26 protein-coding genes are annotated in these 21,453 nt (G+C 55.6%); 17 read left to right on the forward strand and 9 right to left on the reverse strand.

Features of this window, described 5'->3' with window-relative positions; translation table 11 throughout:
- Positions 1-135 precede the first annotated feature (135 nt).
- Positions 136-594, forward strand: coding sequence for a hypothetical protein (locus FGE05_RS21500; protein WP_218938878.1), 459 nt, complete (start codon positions 136-138; stop codon positions 592-594).
- Positions 595-596: 2 nt separating this feature from the next.
- Positions 597-1,046 (forward strand): SMI1/KNR4 family protein, encoded by a 450-nt coding sequence (locus tag FGE05_RS21505; protein ID WP_139648095.1) that lies wholly within the window; start codon positions 597-599, stop codon positions 1,044-1,046.
- Between the two features lie 407 nt (positions 1,047-1,453).
- On the opposite strand, the gene FGE05_RS21510 is transcribed toward FGE05_RS21505, so the two are convergent.
- Positions 1,454-1,891 (reverse strand): hypothetical protein, encoded by a 438-nt coding sequence (locus tag FGE05_RS21510; protein WP_053194353.1) that lies wholly within the window; start codon positions 1,889-1,891, stop codon positions 1,454-1,456.
- A gap of 157 nt (positions 1,892-2,048) precedes the next feature.
- Positions 2,049-2,519, reverse strand: coding sequence for a hypothetical protein (locus FGE05_RS21515; protein WP_257225693.1), 471 nt, complete (start codon positions 2,517-2,519; stop codon positions 2,049-2,051).
- Between the two features lie 319 nt (positions 2,520-2,838).
- Between FGE05_RS21515 and FGE05_RS30470 the strand changes: the two genes are divergently transcribed.
- From FGE05_RS30470 to FGE05_RS21570, 10 genes are all read left to right on the forward strand, one after another.
- Complete coding sequence (locus FGE05_RS30470; protein WP_218938879.1) at positions 2,839-3,174, forward strand: toxin glutamine deamidase domain-containing protein; 336 nt, start codon at positions 2,839-2,841, stop codon at positions 3,172-3,174.
- A complete protein-coding gene (locus FGE05_RS21525; protein WP_139648097.1) occupies positions 3,174-3,452 on the forward strand; it encodes a YrhB domain-containing protein in 279 nt (92 codons plus the stop codon). The genes FGE05_RS30470 and FGE05_RS21525 overlap by 1 nt, the downstream gene beginning before the upstream one ends.
- Positions 3,453-3,615: 163 nt before the next feature.
- A complete protein-coding gene (locus tag FGE05_RS21530) occupies positions 3,616-4,017 on the forward strand; it encodes a hypothetical protein (RefSeq protein ID WP_139648099.1) in 402 nt (133 codons plus the stop codon).
- A 332-nt stretch (positions 4,018-4,349) separates the two neighbouring features.
- Entirely contained in the window at positions 4,350-4,565 is a 216-nt protein-coding gene (locus tag FGE05_RS21540; RefSeq protein WP_257225694.1) for a hypothetical protein, read from the forward strand.
- A gap of 333 nt (positions 4,566-4,898) precedes the next feature.
- Positions 4,899-5,261, forward strand: a complete 363-nt coding sequence (locus tag FGE05_RS21545) for a hypothetical protein (RefSeq protein WP_139648103.1) — start codon at positions 4,899-4,901, stop codon at positions 5,259-5,261.
- Between the two features lie 494 nt (positions 5,262-5,755).
- Positions 5,756-5,986, forward strand: coding sequence for a hypothetical protein (locus tag FGE05_RS30160; protein WP_257225695.1), 231 nt, complete (start codon positions 5,756-5,758; stop codon positions 5,984-5,986).
- Positions 5,987-6,447: 461 nt separating this feature from the next.
- Positions 6,448-6,789 (forward strand): DUF6124 family protein, encoded by a 342-nt coding sequence (locus tag FGE05_RS21555; RefSeq protein ID WP_055135511.1) that lies wholly within the window; start codon positions 6,448-6,450, stop codon positions 6,787-6,789.
- Between the two features lie 84 nt (positions 6,790-6,873).
- Positions 6,874-8,355 carry a leucine-rich repeat domain-containing protein gene (locus FGE05_RS21560; RefSeq protein WP_139648104.1) on the forward strand — a complete coding sequence of 494 codons (1,482 nt, stop codon included), beginning with the start codon at positions 6,874-6,876 and terminating at the stop codon, positions 8,353-8,355.
- Between the two features lie 118 nt (positions 8,356-8,473).
- Complete coding sequence (locus FGE05_RS21565) at positions 8,474-9,307, forward strand: oxidoreductase (protein WP_139648107.1); 834 nt, start codon at positions 8,474-8,476, stop codon at positions 9,305-9,307.
- 21 nt (positions 9,308-9,328) lie between these two features.
- Positions 9,329-10,267: an AraC family transcriptional regulator gene (locus tag FGE05_RS21570; protein WP_139648109.1), complete on the forward strand. Its 939-nt coding sequence runs from the start codon at positions 9,329-9,331 to the stop codon at positions 10,265-10,267.
- A gap of 67 nt (positions 10,268-10,334) precedes the next feature.
- Here the strand turns inward: FGE05_RS21570 and FGE05_RS21575 are convergent, their stop codons facing one another.
- Positions 10,335-10,748, reverse strand: a complete 414-nt coding sequence (locus FGE05_RS21575) for a tautomerase family protein (protein WP_139648111.1) — start codon at positions 10,746-10,748, stop codon at positions 10,335-10,337.
- Between the two features lie 152 nt (positions 10,749-10,900).
- Here FGE05_RS21575 and FGE05_RS21580 point away from each other — a divergent pair, with 152 nt between their 5' ends.
- Positions 10,901-11,812, forward strand: coding sequence for a LysR substrate-binding domain-containing protein (locus FGE05_RS21580; RefSeq protein ID WP_139648113.1), 912 nt, complete (start codon positions 10,901-10,903; stop codon positions 11,810-11,812).
- 21 nt (positions 11,813-11,833) lie between these two features.
- Here FGE05_RS21580 and FGE05_RS21585 read toward each other — a convergent pair whose 3' ends face one another.
- The 6 genes from FGE05_RS21585 to FGE05_RS21610 form a co-directional block, all read right to left on the reverse strand.
- Positions 11,834-12,106, reverse strand: a complete 273-nt coding sequence (locus FGE05_RS21585) for a heavy-metal-associated domain-containing protein (RefSeq protein WP_139648115.1) — start codon at positions 12,104-12,106, stop codon at positions 11,834-11,836.
- Between the two features lie 111 nt (positions 12,107-12,217).
- Positions 12,218-14,488, reverse strand: coding sequence for a heavy metal translocating P-type ATPase (locus tag FGE05_RS21590; RefSeq protein WP_373682514.1), 2,271 nt, complete (start codon positions 14,486-14,488; stop codon positions 12,218-12,220).
- Positions 14,489-14,578: 90 nt separating this feature from the next.
- The gene (locus FGE05_RS21595) at positions 14,579-14,758 is read right to left on the reverse strand and encodes a DUF2933 domain-containing protein (RefSeq protein ID WP_373682513.1); all 180 of its coding nucleotides are present in this window, start codon (positions 14,756-14,758) and stop codon (positions 14,579-14,581) included.
- Positions 14,759-14,950: 192 nt separating this feature from the next.
- Entirely contained in the window at positions 14,951-15,340 is a 390-nt protein-coding gene (locus FGE05_RS21600; protein ID WP_139648118.1) for a hypothetical protein, read from the reverse strand.
- A 99-nt stretch (positions 15,341-15,439) separates the two neighbouring features.
- Positions 15,440-15,835 carry a hypothetical protein gene (locus FGE05_RS21605; protein ID WP_139648120.1) on the reverse strand — a complete coding sequence of 132 codons (396 nt, stop codon included), beginning with the start codon at positions 15,833-15,835 and terminating at the stop codon, positions 15,440-15,442.
- Between the two features lie 92 nt (positions 15,836-15,927).
- The gene (locus FGE05_RS21610; RefSeq protein WP_139648122.1) at positions 15,928-16,437 is read right to left on the reverse strand and encodes an Lrp/AsnC family transcriptional regulator; all 510 of its coding nucleotides are present in this window, start codon (positions 16,435-16,437) and stop codon (positions 15,928-15,930) included.
- A gap of 199 nt (positions 16,438-16,636) precedes the next feature.
- On the opposite strand from FGE05_RS21610, the gene FGE05_RS21615 reads away from it, so the two are divergent.
- The 4 genes from FGE05_RS21615 (at position 16,637) to mdeB (ending at position 21,425) form a co-directional block, all read left to right on the forward strand.
- On the forward strand, positions 16,637-17,653 hold the full coding sequence (locus tag FGE05_RS21615; protein ID WP_139648124.1) for a 1-aminocyclopropane-1-carboxylate deaminase: 1,017 nt from the start codon (positions 16,637-16,639) through the stop codon (positions 17,651-17,653).
- Positions 17,654-17,783: 130 nt separating this feature from the next.
- Positions 17,784-18,248 carry a transketolase gene (locus FGE05_RS21620; RefSeq protein ID WP_139648126.1) on the forward strand — a complete coding sequence of 155 codons (465 nt, stop codon included), beginning with the start codon at positions 17,784-17,786 and terminating at the stop codon, positions 18,246-18,248.
- 58 nt (positions 18,249-18,306) lie between these two features.
- On the forward strand, positions 18,307-18,729 hold the full coding sequence (locus FGE05_RS21625; protein ID WP_139648128.1) for a hypothetical protein: 423 nt from the start codon (positions 18,307-18,309) through the stop codon (positions 18,727-18,729).
- The gene (gene mdeB / locus FGE05_RS21630; RefSeq protein ID WP_139648130.1) at positions 18,726-21,425 is read left to right on the forward strand and encodes an alpha-ketoglutarate dehydrogenase; all 2,700 of its coding nucleotides are present in this window, start codon (positions 18,726-18,728) and stop codon (positions 21,423-21,425) included. The genes FGE05_RS21625 and mdeB overlap by 4 nt, the downstream gene beginning before the upstream one ends.
- Positions 21,426-21,453: the final 28 nt, after the last annotated feature.

A 21,453-nucleotide genomic window follows, 5' to 3' on the forward strand; every position in this document is an offset into this window, starting at 1 on the left:
CTAGCGGCGACGCTGCTGCACGACTGAAGTATTTCCGGGAACAGTTATGAAAAGTGAAAGTGCTTCTGAGATCTGTTCGAATATTTTAACCCGGCTAGGTTTTGGTGGTGAGACGTTAATGTCTTTGATGCGAAAGTGGAGTTTTTGGTTGAGGAATGCGAGGAAGGGTATGGTTGGGATTATTCTGAGTATAAAAATGAAATTGGAATAAGGCGGTTAATACAAAGATTACTTGTGAAGAAAAAGGGGGCGGATTTATTTAATCTTGAGGTGAAAATAGATCTGCCCCCTTTTTTTGCCTACTCGCGCCTCTCCAAAGAAGGTGTTGAGTTGAATCGGATTGATTTTGAAAGGAAACTGCCCAGCCTCCGAAAAGAGTGGGAGAAAAACACTGGTGAGAGCTGGCCAAAAGAAACCTATACTGACAAAAACGGCAGTATTAAAACCAGAAATTATGATGCTCATCATGTAATAGAGAATAAATTTGGTGGTAAAGCTGAATGGTGGAACATTACACCTGCAATGCGAGGTGTAGAGCATCAGGGAGGCATCCACAGAACGCAAGGTCCTGCAGAGAAATTATTTGGTAGATAACTATGAAGAAATCAGTAGAAATACGAAGTCTTATAGATGCAATAACGACCGCTGAGCTTTATGAAGGTGATTATGGTGACTGTATAACTAACGTTGATGCCATACTGAGCGGTGTTGACGAATCGGACCGAAAAGGTGTGCCTGTCGATTACCTGGAGTTTCTTGCGGATTTTGGTTTTGGTGAACTAGATGCTGCGTTTTATGTAGATGATGGCCCGGTAAAATATTCTTCTATATCTGGTAGGGAGATAGATGGGTATGATGGTGTGTATGTGTTTGCGGGTAATTCAAGTGATGTGTTATATGCTTTTGATTCTAAAAATAGTTGGTCTGTAGTGGAAATTAGCTCTGAAGTTGATGGCTTTAAATTGCTGTCTATGGATTTTTCTGGTTTTATATTGGATAAGCTGCGGTATGTTAAGGGGTTGGTCGACTGGCGTGCAGGTAACTGAACGTCGAAGCACTCCTGATAGTGGCGGGGTCCACAATAGAAAGCTGGCGAAAATTAGGGGAAAGGGGACTAGCAAAAGGGGCGGATTTGTTTGATTTCGAGGTGGAAAATAAATCCACCCCCTGTTTAGTTGTTTTCCGCTTTTGTGGTTTTTACATATAAGGATTGATTGATGTTTCCACGATATTTCCGCTGGGTCTCGATGTTGGGTGTTCTTGCTGCCATAGGTTTATTCGCTTTTACAAGCCTACAAGTGTTTACCGGCAGCGCTCCGACAACAGATTTGATTCGTCCCGTCATCGGAGCTGTCGCGTTTGCCTGGGCTTTCACTCAATCGACCAAGGTCTGACCTGGAGTGAAAAAATCAGGGAGAAAAGGAGAGGATTTCCTTTTTCCACCTTGGCCTATTTAAAACGGACACCAAGGATCCCCACCGTTAGCGCTTTCCAATATCTTCGGAAAATTACGTCCAAAGCCCCAGCCGGACGCAACGGCGGTTAGGGTGGTTTTGCAGACGGGATTTTTTTCCGAGACGATCACGTTCATATAGAACTGGTCGCCATAGATCGTCGGCGCCCAAAGCACCATGTCGCTTCTTTCGGCGTTGGTGTCAACTTTCAACTGGATGGTGCTGACGAGTGTTCCGCCCGTCGTGAGATTGGTTACTTGAGGGTGGTAGCAATGATTCAAATACCCTTGTACCCGTTCTACGACCACCGTCCGATCCTGCGTCAAGCAATACTCGGGGCTGGCTACGCCAGAGCGCAACAGGTCATCCTTGGTGTGCGGATGCAGCGAGCAGCCGCTCAGCAACAGAAAAGTGAGTGCTACGTATTTCCTATACATCAATGAGCGTCCTGATTGTTGGGTAGGCAGTGACTCGACGACAGGCTTTGTCTTTGTCATTTATCAGCGTTAACGGTCACGCTTACCTCTTTTCGCTCACCGGCAGAGGAGAGCTCATAGACCTTCATGACGTAGTCGTCTGCGATAACCGTTTCAATCAGATAGTTCTTTTGAGGTTCTGGTGTGAACACCTGAGCAGCCGGCTGTGGGGTGATGGAGTAGCCGACAAGGAGTGCATGGGAATGCCGTTAAGGGTGGCTATTTGTCTCTTAACCGACGCACTCACTTTCAGGGGTTTTTCGGCCGTTACCAACGTATCAATGCTGTCCGTACCGCCTGCCATTTTCTTCAGATAGCCCGGTACGCGTTTGAAGTAGTTGGCATCGTAGACGCGCTCGCCAGCGGAGGGCATGGTGTACTCATTCGCGTCGGCAGCGCCGAGGAAATAGCTGACCGGATGATCACCTGCGCCGCCAAGGGTGCGAAAGGTAAGGCTTGCTTGGTGCTGATTTGATGCTAGCGGGATTACCGGCTTGGAGGAGGGCTGGACGCTCACTTGGCGACTTCCACAACCGGTGATTGCAAAGGCGAGCGTTACTGCTAAAGGAAGAGCGAGATAGGTTTTCATTCGATCCCTGAAATGAAATGGATTTTTGGCGGGTATAAGACGTCTAGTCTACCCGGACGTCCAGTGATTGGGGTAATGGAAGCCAATCGACGGCTCTGGTGTTATTTGCCCTGGACAACATATCCCGTGGACTTGGCGCCAGCGGATCAACCAGTGCTGAAGTCGTGGCACCGACCGTTTCGTCATCGAGCAGAAAGCGGTAGAAAAAGGGGACGGATTTATTTAATTTTGTGGTGAAAAATAAATCCGTCCCCTTTTTTCGGGATCAATAAAGAATGTTAATCCGGGTTATCCAGCTGCAGGTCGAACTCATAATTGTGTGAACTGCTCTATTGCCACCGATGCAACGCTGGCAGGAAATCCTGCGTCTGCATTGCCGATCAACCATACGAAGGGTGTTCCATTGAGTGTGCTGGAAAAAAACTTCGGTGGTAAGTTTGGGGCTGTGACGGCGCCTGAAACCATTGTCCAGCAAATGGTAGGCTCTGGGCCTGGCGCTCGGGGAATCGTATTTGGATCTTATGGGCCAGGCCAGCCAGGACATGTTTTTAATGTGATTAATCAGAATGGTACTGTAAGGTTTCTTGATGGTCAGACTGGTAGGTCAGCAAATTTAAGTAATTTTAAAACGCTGCAGCTTTTGAGGACGAATTAATGATCACCTATGCGGGCGCCTTAGTTCTGGCAAAGAATTATCTAATGGATTCCGAAATTCCTTTGCAAATTACTCATGAGGGTGAGTTTTCCGAGGGATGGTATTTCTGCTACCAGTCAAAGGAGTTTCTAGAGACAGGTGAACTGTCAGCTCAGCTAGCTGGGAATGCGCCATTTCTAATTGATAAAAACTCTGGTGAGCTTCATGTTCTTGGAACGGCAAAGCCCTTAGAGAGCTATTTAGAAGATTACATAAAAGAGAGGGTGGTAAAATTTTAATGGTTAGAGGGCGAATAAAAAAACGACGGGTTTATTTAATGTATTTAATTTCCGAGATGAAAATAAATCCGTCCTTTTTTGAAAAGCTTAACTTTTGGCCTCTTGGAGATCAATAAAAGGATAAGCAGTCGAAAGAAGGGAGCGAAAAAAGGGGGGCTGTAGTATGAGTGGTTCAGCTGCAATTCTATCTAATGCTCAAATTGGGGAAGACGAATTTGCTACTTTTCTGAAAGGGATAGGTGGGGTTGTCAATGCAGGAAAACGTACTCGTGGGACGATTAGTCATGGCGAGGCGACCTTATATTTGGCGCTCCTTAAGTATGAGCAATTCGAGGGGTTTTATGGCGAGCAAAGTATCCTTGATTGGGAGTGCATGCTTGGTGGGCGTCCTGAAACCATGATCGAAGTTCAGCTTGGTCACTCTAGGTCCTCAATGAAAATGTGCTTATGGTTGGTGGTTAGATTTGGAGAGGTGTGGAATTGTATTCTGGATGATGTCGATTCTAATGGGGTCTCTTATCTAGAAGTTTGTGAGCGATACTTGAACTCTGTAAATGGTACATGAAATGTAACAGGGGTTTAGGGCAAAAAGAGCAGAAACGGGGCAGGCCAGGTTTAAAATTCGATCTGCAATTCAGGACGAAGAGGGCGGATATATTTAGAGCAAGAGTAGAAAAGGGGGCGGATTTATTTAATTTTGTGGTGAAAAATAAATCCGTCCCCTTTTTTTTGTCCCCTTTTTTTTGAGTGAGGGATGGAGAAAAATGGAAGTAAGTCACCGTCTACCTAGCGGAGAAAATATAACCATCCAGTACAACTCCGTAACCGGTAAAGCATACGATATGAAAATTACTACGCAGCAACAGCTGCCCCCTGTGCTGCAGCCAGGTAGGACTATTGAGTGATGTGGATATGATTATTCGAGAAATTGGGCGAGAAGAGCCTGTACAGGTGTTTGGGATTTACTGGATAGAGAACGAGCGTTTTTACTGGGTCATTCCTTATGATGGCTACGGTGGCCTGATGGCACTCAGCGATAGAGAAATCGATGTTCTTGACTCTTCTTTGTCAAGTGATCTCATCCTTTGTAAGGATGGGGGGGAGGGGACATGATTCTGCATTGGGCAGCGGAAGATTTGATTGAAAAACTTGTGGAGCGTGATCCACTAGCAATGGATGAGTTCTTAGAGCGCATAAAAGGCTGATGGTGCAAAAGGAACTGCTAATACCGCATTGAAGCTTGGCGAAACCCAAACCATTAATGATGTAAGCATAACTCGTGTCTAGAAAATGGGACGGATTTATTTGATTTTTCTCTGGCACATCCGCTCAGGCCGCAGCGGAAAGCGCCTTCTCTCAAAAAGGGTTTGATGTGACAGGGAAATACATAGAAAAGGTCTGGATTCCAGATGTCAGTAACCCTAGAACAGGTGCATGGGTGCCTAAATGAGTGAAATTATTAAACAATTCGACATTCTTTGCGATGCCGCCATGGCTGCTTTTAATGAGGAGCTGGAAATCTCCTATGAAGAATCTTTATTGAATATTTTAAAGTTTGTGAAAAAGCATCCGGAGTATAGGGCGGATTTTATTGGCAGGTTTAAGATGATCTTGGTATCGAATGATTCGCCATTTGAAGCGGTAGCGTTTTGCATGCGAGAGCTTCAGTGGTCAGAAATTAAAGAGTTCGTAGTTTCAAGAATGAACCCTTCGCAGGATCCTCGTAGTGAGGCTCTTAGAAGTGTATTGACTGCATATGATGATTTTTGGCCTGATGCGGATATTTATGCGTATTATGCAAATACGTAAAATATACTGCAGCAGTATTTTGAGGGCGGGGCAGTCCCTGAGGGAACTCCACTTTTTCCTAGATGAAAACAAGAGGTTGGAATATTGTGGGCGTGGATGGGGCATGAAAAAAAGGGAGAAGGGTACGGATCCTGAGGGATCCTGTCTAGTTCTGAAATAGGTTTACACCTGTTTCAGGACTAGACAATGAGGTGAAAAATAAATCCGTCCCCTTTTTGAATGCTTAGGTTTGAACCATCAACTGGATGTTTTGGTGTGATGCGGAATGGAAAAAATAAACACCTTCTTCAGGCCGGACGGCAATGCTGCTTCGCGTCAGCTATGACTCATACCGATACCTTTAAACTATGCTCTGCTGTTTTGAGCAGGCTTGGGTTTGGTAATGAAACTTTTATGTCTTTGATTCAGAAGTGGAGGTTTTTTGTTGAAGAGTGCCAGGGTGATTATGGCTGGAATTACTCTGAATATAGAAATGAAATTAGATAAGGAATTTAATGCAGCAGTTGTTGGAAGATTCGATAATCTCCAATGCGGATGAGTTGAAAGGCTTTTTTGAAGAGTTGGACCGTCTTGATGAAGTATTTAAGTCTCTATTGCAGTCAGGCGTATCGGTAAATGAGGGCGAGAATTGGTGGGAAAGAGGCGTGTTAATTTATGCAGGGGAGGAGTATTGTTTTTATATGAGGCGTGCTCACGGAGTTGCTGTTAGAAATACAGATGATTAGCCTAGGATAGAACGGCGGGCGCACCTAAGCAATATCCATTTTTTCCTAAAATGAATCAGGAAGTTGGAGCATTTAAGAAGCCTGTATGAGTCGGCAGCTTGCGGTTAGCATGAAATTGCCGACGCCAAGAGAACGAAACACTTTGTATAAAGACCTTTCCCATTGACTTGCAGGACATTTCCTAGAAAATCCCAACCCCTTGCGCCTGCCGTTTCCGGTGCCTAGTCTCTGTCCACCGCTGCCATTCAGCGGTCGGGTTTAGCAGCTCGGAAGTTACGTTAGGCGCATGGCAATCACCATGAGTGCGGGCAGTTTTACGTCCGAATCTTCATGGCGGCTGTGCGCAGGGCATCCTCGGGTGCGCCGGTTTCCTAACGTACCGGTCTGCTAACCTGCGCACGGCTGCCACCCACTCGTTTAGCAGCGAACGTGGCGGCTTCCACTTACGTTAGGAGCACCCCATGGACAAACTCATCCCAGACCCACCCGTCCCACCGCTGCACCTGGACATCGCCGCCGATGCCAACGCCGAACGCGTCATCGATTCCTACCTGAACCCCAAACCCGCCCAATCCGACGAGAAACCATCCCCCGACCAACTCTTCACCATCGTGGATGGCGTCGATGCTGAAAGCCTGTTGGCCAACCTCAGCGAAACCCTGGCTTCCGCCAATGTCATGGCCGGTGACCTGGCGTTCGAGCTGGAAGGTTCTCGGCGACATTTTGCCTTGGGGCTGCAGCAGTTGATCGAACTGGGCCAGCTCTTGGCAAACCGGGCACTGGACACCGTCGATCCTCGATAGAAACTTAAAGTTTGGGTTTGGTCGATGATCAAACCCGTTTTTTGCGGCAGCATACGCAACCTGCTCACTTCGGACGCATAGACCGTGCAGACCTCCAACCGCAGTGCCCTGATCGCCCAACTCGCCACCGCACCCGATGACATTGCCGCGCGTGCCGCGCTTTATCGCGTCCTGCTTGATACGGCGGAGGTTTCGCTGGAGGGGTTGCGCGTTGCCGCTGGCCTCTGCGATCCGGCCGCCATGGCCGTGATTGCCCAGTTGAACACCACACCCCACAGGAATCGTCCCGGTCCCTTGTTGCCGCAGCTTCGCGGACTGCCGGTGGACCATGTGGAGCTGGACGATGCCGAGTCGCATTGGCTTGACGCCCTGGCCGGGCTGCCGTTGCGCACGCTGATACTCAACGGCCCGAGGTTCCGTTGCGGTCCGGATATATGGCGGCGTTTGCCGGGTGTTGCCCTGGAACATCTGGAGATCAGCAGCTTTTCCCGCGACGATGACGCGACCAGTCTGCCGTCACTCGAACGCCTGCGCTGCCTCAAGTTGGACACCTATGGTGAAGACTTCGACGACAGTTTCCTCCGGCAACTGGGCAGCAGCAGGCTGCAAGAGTTGTCATTGAACCGTTGCGATGACCTCACGGACCACGGCCTTCGGGCGCTGTCGTCATTCAGGTTGCGCTCACTCACCTTGAAACGCGCCGGAGAGCTGACTTCAGCGGGAATGCGGCACTTGTGCACGCATCCACTCGAACAACTGACCATCAGCTCAAGCGGCGCCATCTTGCGAGATCCTTCCTGGCTTGCCGATATGACGGCCTTGCGCTCGCTGAGCCTCGATGACTGCTACGCCTCGGACAGCCTGCTTGATGCCATCCGTGACCTGCCGATCGAACGGCTTTCGTTGCATTCCGCGTACCTCTGCGAGGACGACTTCGAGGGACTCGAAGGCATGCCGCTTGCCTATCTGGATCTCAAATGCTCACGCCAGGTGATCGAGCGTCTGGACGTGCTGCACGGGTTTCCACTCAAGCATCTGGGGCTTTCCGATGTGCAAGGCATCGACGCTCAGACATTGCGTGATCTGGAGGGGCTCGGCCTGGAATCGCTGGACCTGTCGTTGAACGAGGTGAGCTGGAAGATGCTGAAACAACTGGCCGGCCTGCCGCTGAAGCGGCTGAATCTCAGTTTCTGTCAGGGCATGGATGGCAAGACAATGCGCAAACTGACCGAGTTGGGCCTGCCGTTGGAGCAGTTGGAAATCAGCGGCCTGGACCTGCGCGATGCCGACCTGGCCTGCCTGGGCAACTTGCCGCTGAAGCGCCTCGGCTTGTACGAAAGCCCGTGGCTGACCGACGCCGGCGTCGCTCATCTTGCGGGGCTGCCGTTGCGGGACCTGACCCTTGCGGCGGGACCGGGGGAATCGCAGCTCACGACCGCCATGGTGCCGGTGCTGGAGCGGTTGCCGCTGGAGAGGTTGTTATTGAGTAATTGCTCGGGGATCAGCGCAGAGGGTTGGGATCGCTTGGCACGGTTGTCGGCCCACGTGAGCGGGCCTGGTATTTGACGCCCATACTTTAAATCCGGGCCTCGATAGAAATAGGCAAGGCTCCCAGGCAAACCGGCATAGGTGCTCCACTTTTCGATAGCTACCATAACCCCGTACCTATCGATTGGAGCTCGCCATGCACAGCAGTAAAACCCTATTCATCACCGGCGTAAGCAGTGGCTTCGGCAACGCCTTGGCCCGGGAGGCACTTGCCGCGGGTCACCGTGTCATCGGAACCGTGCGCAGTGAGGCAGCCTTGCAGGCCTTTGAAGCGCTTTCAGCGGATCGTGCCCACGGCGTCACCCTGGATGTCACGGACTTCGACCGGATCGATAGCGTTGTCGCGGCGACGGAGGCCGCTCATGGTCCGGTCGATGTGTTAGTCAACAATGCCGGCTACGGGCATGAGGGTATTCTCGAAGAGTCGCCACTGGAGGAGATGCGGCGTCAGTTCGACGTCAATGTGTTCGGTGCGGTGGCGGTGATTAAGGAGTTCCTGCCTTACTTCCGCACGCGGCGTGCCGGTCATATCCTCAATATCACTTCCATGGGCGGCACCATCACGATGCCGGGAATCGCTTACTACTGCGGGAGCAAGTTCGCCCTAGAGGGCATCTCCGATACGCTGAGCCAGGAACTGCGGCCGTTCAACATCTTCGTCACAGCTGTCGCGCCCGGCTCGTTTCGAACGGATTGGGCGGGTCGTTCGATGCGCCGCACGGCGCGTAGCATTGCCGACTACGACGCCAGTTTCGATCCGGTACGCAGGGCTCGCGAGGAGAAAAGCGGCAAGCAGCTCGGCGATCCACAGAAGGCCGCGCAAGCGATGCTGCAAGTGATTGCCAGCCCGACGCCACCTGCACACCTGTTGTTGGGCAGCGATGCGCTCAGCCTGGTGCGGGCCAAGTTGAGCCATGCGGCCAACGAGATTGATCAATGGGAAGCGCTCACCCGTTCGACCGACGGTTGACCGGCAAGCAGGAGGATGTCGATGACTGAGGCCGACTCACGCACTTCGCGGATGGTGCAGTTGATGGAGAAGCTGGCGCCAGTCGAGGGCTACAATCTCAGCGCGCTGGAGGACATCCGTTTCCTGCGTTCGAACCGCCCGCTGGCGCGCACACCGGTGTTGTATGACCCCGGTATCGTGATCCTGTGCCAGGGCCGCAAGCGCGGTTATCTGGGCGATGACGTTTACGTCTACGACGCCCAGCACTACCTGGTGGTGTCGGTCCCCGTGCCGTTTACCATGGAAACCGACGCCAGCGAAGCCGAGCCCATGCTGGCGGTCTACATGCGCCTCGACTTGCAGTTGGCCAGCGAGTTGATGCTGCAGGTCGACGAAGCCCTCGGTCCAAGCGATGCCCCGCCCAAGGGCATGTACGCCTCGCCCATGGACGATCAGTTGTGTGCCTCGACGCTGCGCTTTCTTGAAGCCATGAGCCATCCGGGCGAAGCGCAGATACTCGGGCCGTCGCTGATACGGGAGATCTACTACCGCATCCTCACCGGCGAGCAAGGCGGCTCGATGCGCGCCGCGTTGAGTCGCCAAGGACATTTCGGCCAGATCACCCGCGCAATCCGGAAAATCCACAGTTGCTATGCGGAACGTCTCAGCGTCGAGGCGCTTGCCCGGGAAGCCAACATGAGCGTGCCCACCTTTTACCTGCACTTTCGCAACGTGACGGACGCCTCACCCATGCAGTACTTGAAGTCAACGCGTCTGCATCAAGCGAGGCTGCTGATGCTGCGCAACGCGATGAGCGCTTCGACGGCGGCGTTCAACGTCGGCTACGAAAGCGCCTCGCAATTCAGTCGTGAGTTCAAGCGCCTGTTCGGTCGGGCGCCCCAGGCGGAGATCGAATGGATGAAGGCGACCTATGCCTTGCCGGCGCCGTCCGGGCCGTCCAGTTATGTTTCATCGCATTAGTGGACCCAGTCTGGACGACCGCCCTGGAGACGTCAGAGACAGTCAGAGGAACCCTGAAGCTTCGCCTCTACACCGCAGCGGCATCGCCTGTTTGCTGCACCAGCGCCATCGCAAATTTCCCCAGGCCCACCGACCAATCCGAATAGTCGTTCTCATGCATGAAGATGAAAATATCCTGCGGGCGAACCTGCGCTTGAGCGCCGAGATGGTCAGCGATTTTTTTGTACAGGTCGCGTTTCATGGCGTCACTGCGACCCCTACGCAGCGTGATTTCAATCACCACGAGCTTGTCTGAACGAGCGATGCCATTGAAGGTGCGGCTGTAGAAGAACTGCTCCGGATCATAGTCGGTGACCAGGTTGAACAGTTCATCCTCGGGCATGCCGATGCTCTCGACCAGCGCTTGATGGATGCCATCGACGATGTGTTGGCGTTGCTGCGGGCTGGTGCCCTTGATGACGGCTGTGCGAACGAATGGCATGTGAGGCTCTCTCAATTGCTTTGGGTGGGGCTCCTGTCGTTCCGGCATCCAGGACAGGTAGCCGGATGTGCTGGTGCAGCGGGATTCTGCAAAAACGAGGCGTGCCAGGAAAACGATTTATGGGCCCGAAGTAATTGAGTTAAAGTCACTTAATGAAACGTCGCCTCCCCCCATTGAATGCTCTGCGCTCCTTCGAGGCCGCCGCCCGGCTGGGAAGAATGACGTCTGCCGCCGATGAACTTTCGGTCACGCCCGGGGCGGTGAGTCGCCAGGTACGCCAGTTGGAGTTGAGTCTTGGGGTCGAGCTGTTCGAGGGCACCAAGAACAAACCGCAACTCACCGCCGCCGGCAAAGAACTCCTGCCGGATCTCACGGCTGCACTGGATCGGATCGAAGCCGCAGTCGGCCGAATCAGGGATACCGCGACGGGTATTCTGGACGTGTCCTGCTTCAGCACCTTCACGGTCAAATGGTTGATACCCCGCCTTTTCGATTTCAATGTGAAGTACCCGGACATCAAGGTTCGCTTGAGCTCTTCAGGCGACACGAGCGATCCGGGGCGCGATCGGTATGACGTGATGATCACGGCTGAGCAGGGTCGGCTCGATGGTCAGGAAAACACCCTCCTGTTATTCCCTGAGCGATTGGGCATCGTCCTGTCACCAGCGTTATCCGCGCGTATCCAGTTGACTGAACTCAGTTCGATTTTCCTGCACCCACTCCTGCACACCAAAACGCGCCCGAATGCCTGGGCAAACTGGGGAGATGCGATTGGCTATCAGGCCAGTGCACCGGCCGGCTTGGAGTACGAGCATTACTATTTCACGTTGGAAGCCGCGATTGCCGGGCTGGGGATTTGCGTTGCCCCCTGGCACCTGGTGGCTGACGACATTCGCCTTGGCCGTCTGCTGGCACCGTTCGGGTTTCATCAGAGCAGCTATCGCTATGTGGCGAAGCGGAGCCCGGAACGTAGTAAGAAACTGGAGTTGTTTTGCGAATGGTTGATGGCCCAGGCGCAGCGGGATGGCTTGCCTGGGGCTGGCCAGGGGCGATTGCCGGAGTAGTCGCGAATTTAAAAATAACGCTTACCGGCAGCAGCACCCGCCGCCGTTCCCGCCACACCCCGAGGTTTTCTTGCTCGCTACGCTTTCCACTGTCGCCAGCTGTGCGGGGTAGCCCGCGTCCTCCAGGGCTGCAAGCAGCGCGTGGCCGTCCGAAACGCCGCTGACCTTCACCCGTCCGGCTTGCAGATCCACTGTGACGTCACTGACGCCTTCAAGTGGGCGCAGCGCTTCGGTGACATGTTTGACGCATGAACCACAGCTCATGCCTTGGACTTGCAGTTCTACAGTCTTCATCGGTGACTCCTCACAAAAAGTGATCATGGAAAGACAGACGCATGAGGCTTTTCTGCGACGCTGGCTTATCCTCAACCTTGCCGCCATGGCAAGGTCAAGGGGGACTTTCACTCAATCAATGGAAGCCTGCCGCAGACGCAAGGCGTTGAATACCACCGACGCCGAGCTCACGCTCATGGCCAGTGCGGCAACGAGTGGTGACAGGAGGTGGCCGGTAAGCGGGAAGAACAAGCCGGCGGCGAGTGGGATGCCCATGGCGTTGTAAAGGAAGGCGAAGGTCAGGTTCTGGTGCATGTTTCTCACCGTTGCTACTGACAGGCTGCGGGCACGCAGGATACCGAGCAGATCGCCTTTCACCAGGGTGACCTGAGCGCTGTTCATCGCCACGTCAGTGCCAGTGCCCATGGCGATACCGACATCCGCGCGAGCCAATGCGGGGGCGTCATTGATGCCGTCGCCGGCCATCGCCACGCGGTGTCCGGCTTGTTGCAGAGCGGCCACCAGACGTTCTTTATCTTGCGGCTTGACCTCGCCATGCACCTCCTCGATGCCCAACTGGCGAGCGACCGAGCGAGCCGTCGTAAGACCGTCACCCGTGGCCATGATGACCTTGACGCCATCCGCCTGCAAACGCTCGACGGCCAGCTTCGTGGTGGGTTTGATGGGGTCGGCAACCGCCAGCAAACCCGCCAGGGCACCATTGACTGCCAGGTACATGATGCTCGTACCGTCGGCGCGCAGCTTTTCGGCATGCACGTGCAAACTCTCGGTGGAAATGCCCGCCTCCTGCATCAACGCGGTATTGCCCAGCATCAGGCGCCGCCCCTCGACCTGACCACTTACACCAATGCCCGAGGCTGACTCGAAGGTTTCAGGTGTTGCCAGTTGCAGCCCAGCGGCACGAGCCTGTTCGACGATGGCGTGGGCCAATGGATGCTCACTGCCCTGATCCAGGCTGGCGGCCAGGCGCAGCACTTCATCCTGAGTAAAACCGGATACGGCTTCGACGCTATGGAACGCTGGTCGACCCTCAGTGAGGGTGCCGGTTTTGTCGACTATCAGGGTGTCTATCTTGCGCAGGTTTTCGATGGACGCGGCATCGCGAAACAATACGCCGCTGCCAGCGGCTTTCCCGGTGGCGACCATGACGGACATCGGTGTCGCCAGGCCAAGGGCGCACGGGCACGCGATGATCATGACCGCGACAGCGTTGATCAGCCCGAACACCCAACTCGGCTCGGGCCCCCACAGCCCCCAACCGAGAAGAGTCAGCGCGGCGATACTAATCACCACCATCACGAAGTAGCTGGCAATCACGTCTGCCAGCCGTTGCATCGGCGCTTTTGAGCGTTGTGCCTGCACCACCATCTGCACAATCTGTGCGAGCAGGGTCGCCGACCCTATCTTCTGTGCCTGCATCACCAGACTGCCGTGGATGTTGAGGGTGGCGCCGATCAGCGCGTCGCCGGCCCGCTTCATTATCGGTATGGGTTCGCCGGTGAGCATCGACTCATCCACAGCGCTTTCGCCTTGCAACACCTGGCCGTCGACGGGCACTTTTTCGCCAGGGCGCACACGTAACGTGTCGCCGCTGTGTACGTGCGTCAGTGGGATGTCTTCTTCCGTGCCGTCGGCATTGATCCGACGGGCAGTCTTTGGCGCCAGTCCAAGCAGCGACTTGATGGCAGCCGAGGTTTGCGAGCGAGCCCTGAGCTCGAGCATCTGGCCGAGAAGGGTCAGTGAGATGATCACCGCCGCCGCTTCGAAGTACACCCCGATGCGGCCGTCCATCATGAAGTTGCTGGGGAATACTTCGGGGGCCAGGGTGGCCACGACGCTGTAAAGGAAGGCCGCCGCCGTGCCGAGGGCGATCAGCGTCCACATGTTCGGACTTCGCTGAATCACCGAGCGCACACCGCGCACATAAAACGGCCAGCCCGCCCAAAGCACCACGGGGGCGGCCAGTCCGAACTCGATCCAGTTTTGCGTGGGGCCGTGAAACAGCACCAAGGCATGGCCGCCCATGGCCAAGACGGTGACGATTATTGTCAGTGGCAATGTCCACCAAAAGCGCTGGGTGAAGTCCTTGAGTTCCGGGTTCTCCTCTTCCTCCAGTTCGGGAATCACCGGCTCCAAGGTCATGCCGCACTTGGGGCAGACGCCGGGGCCGATCTGTCGAATTTCCGGATGCATGGGACATGTGTATTCAGCGGCACCCGTTAACGTTTCTGCTGCTGTCCGGTGGACGTGTTCGATGTTCACTTGAGCTATTCGATAACGCTCGGGCGCTGCCCGGAAGGTCGCTTGGCATTTCTGACTGCAGAACCGGTAGTTCTGCCCCTCATATTCCGTGCTGAACGGGCTGTCGTTACTGACGGGCATGCCACATACCGGATCATGGGCGCCGATGAGTTGGGGGCCAGTGTTCTGCATCGGGCCGTGCTCTGGAGCAACCTCAGGGGTGTTCATGAGCTACCTCCTGTTCGCATCCTTGATTGAGGTTGAGGTGTCGCCGTGATGATTGTGGCCACCATGGTGATGTCCGAAAACATGCATCAGCGGGCACAGCAGCAAAATCATGTAAGGCAGTAAACCCAGCACATGGCCGTAGTGTTCTCTTGCCAGATAGAACAGCACGATCACCAGCAACATACCGAGCGCTATGCCAGGTCTGCTCCTCCAGAATGTAGGAGAGGTGTCAGCAGAAGGTGGTGAGTCCGTCATGGTTCTGTACTCCCGAGAAACGCGCTGTGGGTGATACGTCGTTTGGTCGATGGGCGTCGGTTTACCCTTGGCGTATTGGCAAAGGTAAACCGACATGCATCGTCTACAGGCTTGTGCGCGTCACTTACCCATCGGCATTTTCATCATGCTCGATTGCTGATCCATCATTTTCATCATCATGTTCATCATTCCCCTCCCCATGCCGTCCTGATTGCCGGCTTTGCCCATGCCCATGCCATTACAGTTCTCATGCAGCATGGCCATGCTGTCCTTCATCGTCTTCATGCTCTCCTGCATGGCGGCGCGGCGCTCGGCAGGGGTCTTGGCGGCGGCTGCCTTGTCGTAGGCAGCCTGCATTTTCTGCATATGCTCGGTCATGACATTGTTTCGCGTTGCCTCAGTGGCTTCGCTTGTCTGGGCGGGCGCGGTCGGCGTCTGCTCGACCGCCGAGGCCATGAGTGGGCTGCTCACGAGCAGGGTGGCGAGGATAAGTTTCAATGAGGCATGCATGGCAATCTCCAAAGGATGAGGACAACTCAGGTAATACCGAGCCGCGCCGGGCTGGCGCAGTCAGACAGTGCGCCGCAGATCGGCGCGCAGAGGGTCGGATTAATCGTTCAAGCGCACGAAAATCAGACGGACAGGCGGGCTGGCGGGTACAGGACGCCGTAATGCAAGAAAGGCAAAAGCGGAGGGGGTGGCGGGATAAAAAATCAGCAGCGCAGGGATCAGGAACAGAAGGGGCCAACTGAACAGATCAAGTATTTGAAGATGGAGCGAAGGGCTTACCGCTATCGCCGCATCGGCGCAGTGCTGAAGGCAACCGACGGCATGGGCTTCGTGGCCATCGTCATCTTGCGCGGTGTTCAACGAGGCATGAGTTGTCGCCGGATTGTGGCTGGGCTGAACCAGACACCCCTGGGCCGCCGCGAGACCAAACGCTAACACCCACAGCACGATGGCGAGGCGTAGTAACGCTGGTTGACGATGGCGAAACCAGAACATGGAGAATCTCCGGTACTGATTAGCGGGTTCTGGTTTTTAACGTACAGCACATCGAAGTGCCAGGTTTGATCTGCATCAATTTAAATTGAGCTTCAAAGGGGGATGTGGGTTGTCGACAAGACCTGGCGCAACCCCATGAACGAGCGAATCTGACGAACCCCGGGCAGGTAAAGCAATTGCTCCGCATGGAGCCGGTTGAAACTGTTGCTGTCCTTGGTTCGTATCAACATGAAGTAGTCGAATTCCCCCGTCACCACATGGCATTCCATGCAGCCGAACACCTTTTGCGCCGCGGCTTCGAAGGCGGCGAAGGATTCCGGCGTCGAGCGGTCCAGCACCACGCCGATCAACACCACCATCCCTGCATCGAGCGCTTGATTGTCCAGCAACGCGACAATGCCCTTGATCAGGCCCGCCTGCTTGAGGCGTTCGACGCGTCGCAGGCAGGCCGGCGCGCTCAGTTTCACCTTTTCGGCGAGCGCCACATTGGAGATAGAGGCGTCTCGCTGCAGGGTCTTGAGAATGGCGCGGTCGGTCCGGTCCAGCGGGTGCGGCTCCGCACCTGGGGTGGCGGGTTTCCTGTGATGATTTGTTGCGTTCATGTTGTTTTCTACACAATAAAAATATGTTTTAAGTGGTAACTGATAATTTATGTTTCTTCAATTGATTGAAACTTGCAACACATATTTTTGGCTTTGTTCTTAATATTGAACGTGTCGAAGCCCCTCTGAAAGAACCTGGAACGCAGCCTTTTGCCTTTCGGTCTGGCGCTTGGATATTCAATAAACAAGGAGCAGAGTCATGAACCTGAATCGTTTCAAACGTTATCCGCTGACCTTCGGTCCTTCTCCCATCACGCCCTTGAAACGTCTCAGCGAACACCTGGGCGGCAAGGTCGAGCTGTATGCCAAACGTGAAGACTGCAACAGTGGCCTGGCCTTCGGTGGCAACAAGACGCGCAAGCTCGAATACCTGATTCCCGAAGCACTCGAACAGGGTTGCGACACCCTGGTGTCCATCGGCGGGATTCAGTCGAACCAGACCCGCCAGGTCGCTGCCGTCGCCGCGCATCTGGGCATGAAGTGCGTGCTGGTTCAGGAGAACTGGGTGAACTACTCCGATGCGGTGTATGACCGCGTTGGCAACATCGAGATGTCTCGCATCATGGGCGCGGATGTACGACTGGACGCCGCCGGGTTCGACATCGGCATCCGGCCCAGCTGGGAGAAGGCCATGAGCGACGTGGTGGAGCAGGGCGGCAAGCCGTTCCCGATACCGGCGGGTTGTTCCGAACATCCCTACGGCGGCCTCGGGTTCGTCGGTTTTGCCGAGGAAGTGCGGGAGCAGGAAAAACAACTGGGGTTCAAGTTCGACTACATCGTGGTCTGCTCCGTGACCGGCAGTACTCAGGCCGGCATGGTCGTCGGTTTTGCCGCGGATGGCCGTTCGAAGAAGGTTATCGGCATTGATGCCTCGGCCAAGCCAGCGCAAACCAAGGCACAGATACTGCGCATCGCCCGGCACACCGCTGAGCTGGTGGAACTGGGGAGCGAGATCACCGAAGACGACGTGGTGCTCGATACCCGCTTCGCCTACCCGGAATATGGTTTGCCCAACGAAGGTACGCTGGAAGCCATTCGTCTGTGCGGCCGCCTGGAAGGTGTGTTGACCGACCCCGTGTATGAAGGCAAATCCATGCACGGGATGATTGAAATGGTCCGCCGTGGCGAATTCCCCGAAGGCTCGAAAGTGCTTTACGCACACCTGGGCGGGGCACCTGCGCTGAACGCCTACAGTTTCCTGTTCCGCAACGGTTGATTAACGCCAATGACCTGTAGAAGCGAGTTTGCTCAGGAAGCGGTGGGGTGAGTCGGCATCCATGTGGACTGTCACGGCCTCATCGCCGCCCGGAGCAAGCAGCTCCTACCAAGCCGCCGGGAGTACCGCCATGCATGCGTTATCGCAATCCGCAGTCTGGATCAAGGAACCTTCGGCGGATGCCGGAGTGGTCATCGTTACCAGCGCCGCGTTTCCCAAATACATGATCGACAAGCTGCACGTGGCGATAGATGACTGGGACCAGGTGGCTTATCTAGCCGTCAAGGAGTCCGAGGCGTTGATGCTCGACTGGCTGCGGGTCGGGTCTGGCCCGGAGCAATCTGCTGGGAACTCCACCTGTGATGCCAGTCAATTGTTGCGCTCCGTCTCCCACGGCAGTTTTTTGCTGGATGTCGAAGTCGGCGCGGTACCCGGCTTGACCTGGCTGGGGTCCGTGCTCGGCCACACGTTGCGCGTCATCGAACTGGGAGCGATAGCCTCGTCCACCGCAGCGATGGATCAACAGGTAGAACACGTGCTTTCGACGACCCGCAGTCTGGCGAAAAGCGTGTTGCAGGCGCGCGGCGTCATTTAGCCAGTGCCGCGCCCATTCGCCTGTGAATCAATCACCTCAAGCAACCAAGGCAACGCCTATGAGCCAAGCTGCCGACTGCCGTACCCACGCTCTGAAGTGGATGCGCGAGCCTTCAAATTGCACACGCATCGTGGTCATCGCGTGTGGGCTTGATAGCGATCATATTGACTTGATCCATCAGGGTTTCAGCTGTTTTGACAATGTTGCGCTGATTCATGTCGATGCTGTGCACACGGTGCCTGGTCAGCTCGCTGAAGTGCGAATGGCCACGGAGGACTACTGTTTTGTAGTGCTCGGTGAACTGGATGAGCGTTTATTGCACGACCTTTCCATCGGTCAGCCCTGCATTTACCCGATTGCATCGGACGGGGCGGCCGAACGTTCGGTCATTGCGGCGGTAGAGCAGGTGAAAAGCCTCGCCCGAGCGAACCGTTCGCACCACTTTGAAGTGTTACCCGACACCTGCAGGAGTTGCTCATGAGCCCGTCCGATATCCAGACCCAATTATCGGGCCAGACAGATGAAGATGCACTGGAAACAGCCGAATGGCAGGAGGCGTTGCTGTCCGTCATCGCCCACAGTGGCACGGTCCGGGCAAAACAGATCCTCGACATGCTGGCGACCGTGGCGAGCACTTCCGAGATCGGTTGGCGTCCCAGCCACGGCACGCCCTATATCAATACGATCAGCGTCGAGCAGCAGCCGGTGTTTCCAGGCGACCTGGCGCTGGAAGAGCGACTGGCGTCGATCATGCGCTGGAACGCGCTGGTCATGGTCGCCAGGGCCAACCAGGCCTATGGGGAACTGGGTGGCCACATCGCCAGTTACGCCAGCGCCGCCGATTTGTTTGAAGTGGGTTTCAACCATTTTTTCAAGGCCCGCACCGACACTCATGGCGGTGATCTGGTGTTTTACCAGCCACACTCGGCACCGGGCGTTTATGCGCGGGCCTTTCTGGAAGGGCGCCTGGAGGAACAGGATCTACGACATTATCGGCAAGAGATCAGCGCACGTGCCAATGGCGCTCGGGGTTTGTCGAGTTACCCGCATCCGTGGTTGATGCCGGACTTCTGGCAATTTCCGACCGGCTCGATGGGCATCGGCCCCATAAGCTCGATCTACCAGGCGCGGTTCATGCGTTATCTGGAGCATCGCGGCTTGCAAAACACCTCGGGGCGAACCGTCTGGGGGGTGTTTGGCGACGGTGAAATGGATGAGCCGGAAAGCATGTCGGCACTGACCCTGGCGGCGCGTGAAGGGCTGGATAATCTGGTGTGGGTGGTCAACTGCAACCTTCAGCGCCTGGACGGTCCGGTGCGCGGCAACGGTCGCATCATCGATGAGCTGGAGTCGCTATTCGGCGGGGCCGGCTGGAACGTCATCAAACTGGTCTGGGGCTCCGACTGGGACGGATTGTTTGCCCGGGATAAAGAGGGCGCGCTGGTGCGGGCATTGTCGGCTACAGTCGATGGCCAGTTCCAGACGTTCGCGGCCAAGGATGGGCGCTTCAACCGCGAGCATTTCTTCGGCCAGGACGAAGCCCTGGCGCATCTGGCCCAAGGCCTGACCGACGAGCAGATCGACCGCCTCAAGCGCGGTGGTCATGACCTGGTGAAAATCTTTGCCGCGTATCAAAGCGCAATGCGCGAGGGCAAGAAGCCTACGGTCATCCTGGCCCAGACCAAGAAAGGCTTCGGCATGGGCGACGCCGGGCAGGGCAAGATGACCGTGCATCAGCAGAAGAAACTCGATAATGAGGCGTTGATCGCATTCCGCAACCGTTTCAACCTGCCGTTGACCGATGAACAGGCCATCTCGCTGAGCTTCTTCAAGCCGGGCGACGACAGTGCCGAAATGCGCTACCTGCATGAACGCCGCCGTGCGTTGGGCGGTTACCTGCCTACGCGGTCTTCGACTTGCGAGTCATTGGCCGTGCCCGATGTAGCCAGCTACGCCGGGTTTGCCATCGCCGCCGAAGGCAAGGAAATGTCCACCACCATGGCCTTTGTGCGCATGCTCAGCGGTTTGCTGCGGGACAAGCGACTGGGGCCGCGAATCGTACCGATCGTGGCGGATGAAGCGCGTACCTTCGGCATGGCCAGCCTGTTCAAGCAGATCGGCATCTACTCCAGCGTGGGGCAGCGTTATGAGCCGGAGGACATCGGTTCGATCCTGAGTTATCGAGAAGCCCTGGACGGGCAGATTCTCGAAGAGGGCATCAGCGAGGCCGGCGCCATCAGTTCCTGGGTGGCTGCCGCGACCAGCTACTCGGTGCATGGCCTGCCGATGTTGCCGTTCTACATCTATTACTCGATGTTCGGCTTCCAGCGCATCGGCGACCTGATCTGGGCCGCGGCGGATCAGCGGGCTCGCGGGTTCCTGCTCGGCGCGACGGCGGGGCGCACGACCCTGGGCGGCGAAGGCTTGCAGCACCAGGACGGCAACAGTCACGTGATGGCGTCGATGGTGCCCAACTGTCGCGCCTACGATCCCGCGTTCGCCGGTGAGTTTGCGGTGATTCTGGATCACGGCATGCGCCAGATGCTGGAGCGCCAGGTCGACGAGTTTTACTACGTCACCTTGATGAACGAGAACTACCCGCAGCCCAACCTTCCCGACGGTGTCGAGCAGGCGATCATCAAGGGCATGTATGCATTTGCCCGGCATGAAGTGATGAATGCCCGCGGCACCGTGCAGTTGCTGGGGGCCGGCACTGTCCTGCGGGAAGTCATTGCCGCCGCCGAGTTGTTGGCCGACGATTGGAGCATCGACAGTCAGGTCTGGAGCGTCACCAGCTTCACCGAGCTGGCCCGGGATGCGCGGGAAGTGGAGCGCTGGAATCGCCTGCATCCCGGACAACCGGCCAGATGCAGCCATGTTCAAGAATGCCTCGACGACTCGGCGCCGATCATTGCCTGTACCGATTACGTGCGCGCCTTGCCCCAGTTGATCGCCAGTTATCTCGACGCCCGTTACACCGTGCTCGGCACCGACGGGTTTGGCCGCAGCGATACCCGCCACCAGCTGCGCAGGTTCTTCGAAGTGGACCGCCACCAGATTGTCTTGAGTGCGCTGACCTCGCTGGTGCATGAGGGGCTGCTGGACGCCAGTGTCTGTGCCGAGGCCATTGAACGCTACGCCATTGACGTTGACGCCGTGGCCCCATGGGACGCTTGAAACCAGCTTCATCCTGTGGGAGCGAGCC

The organism is Pseudomonas sp. ICMP22404, from assembly GCF_006227205.1.
In the GTDB taxonomy this organism is placed as follows: Bacteria; Pseudomonadota; Gammaproteobacteria; order Pseudomonadales; family Pseudomonadaceae; genus Aquipseudomonas.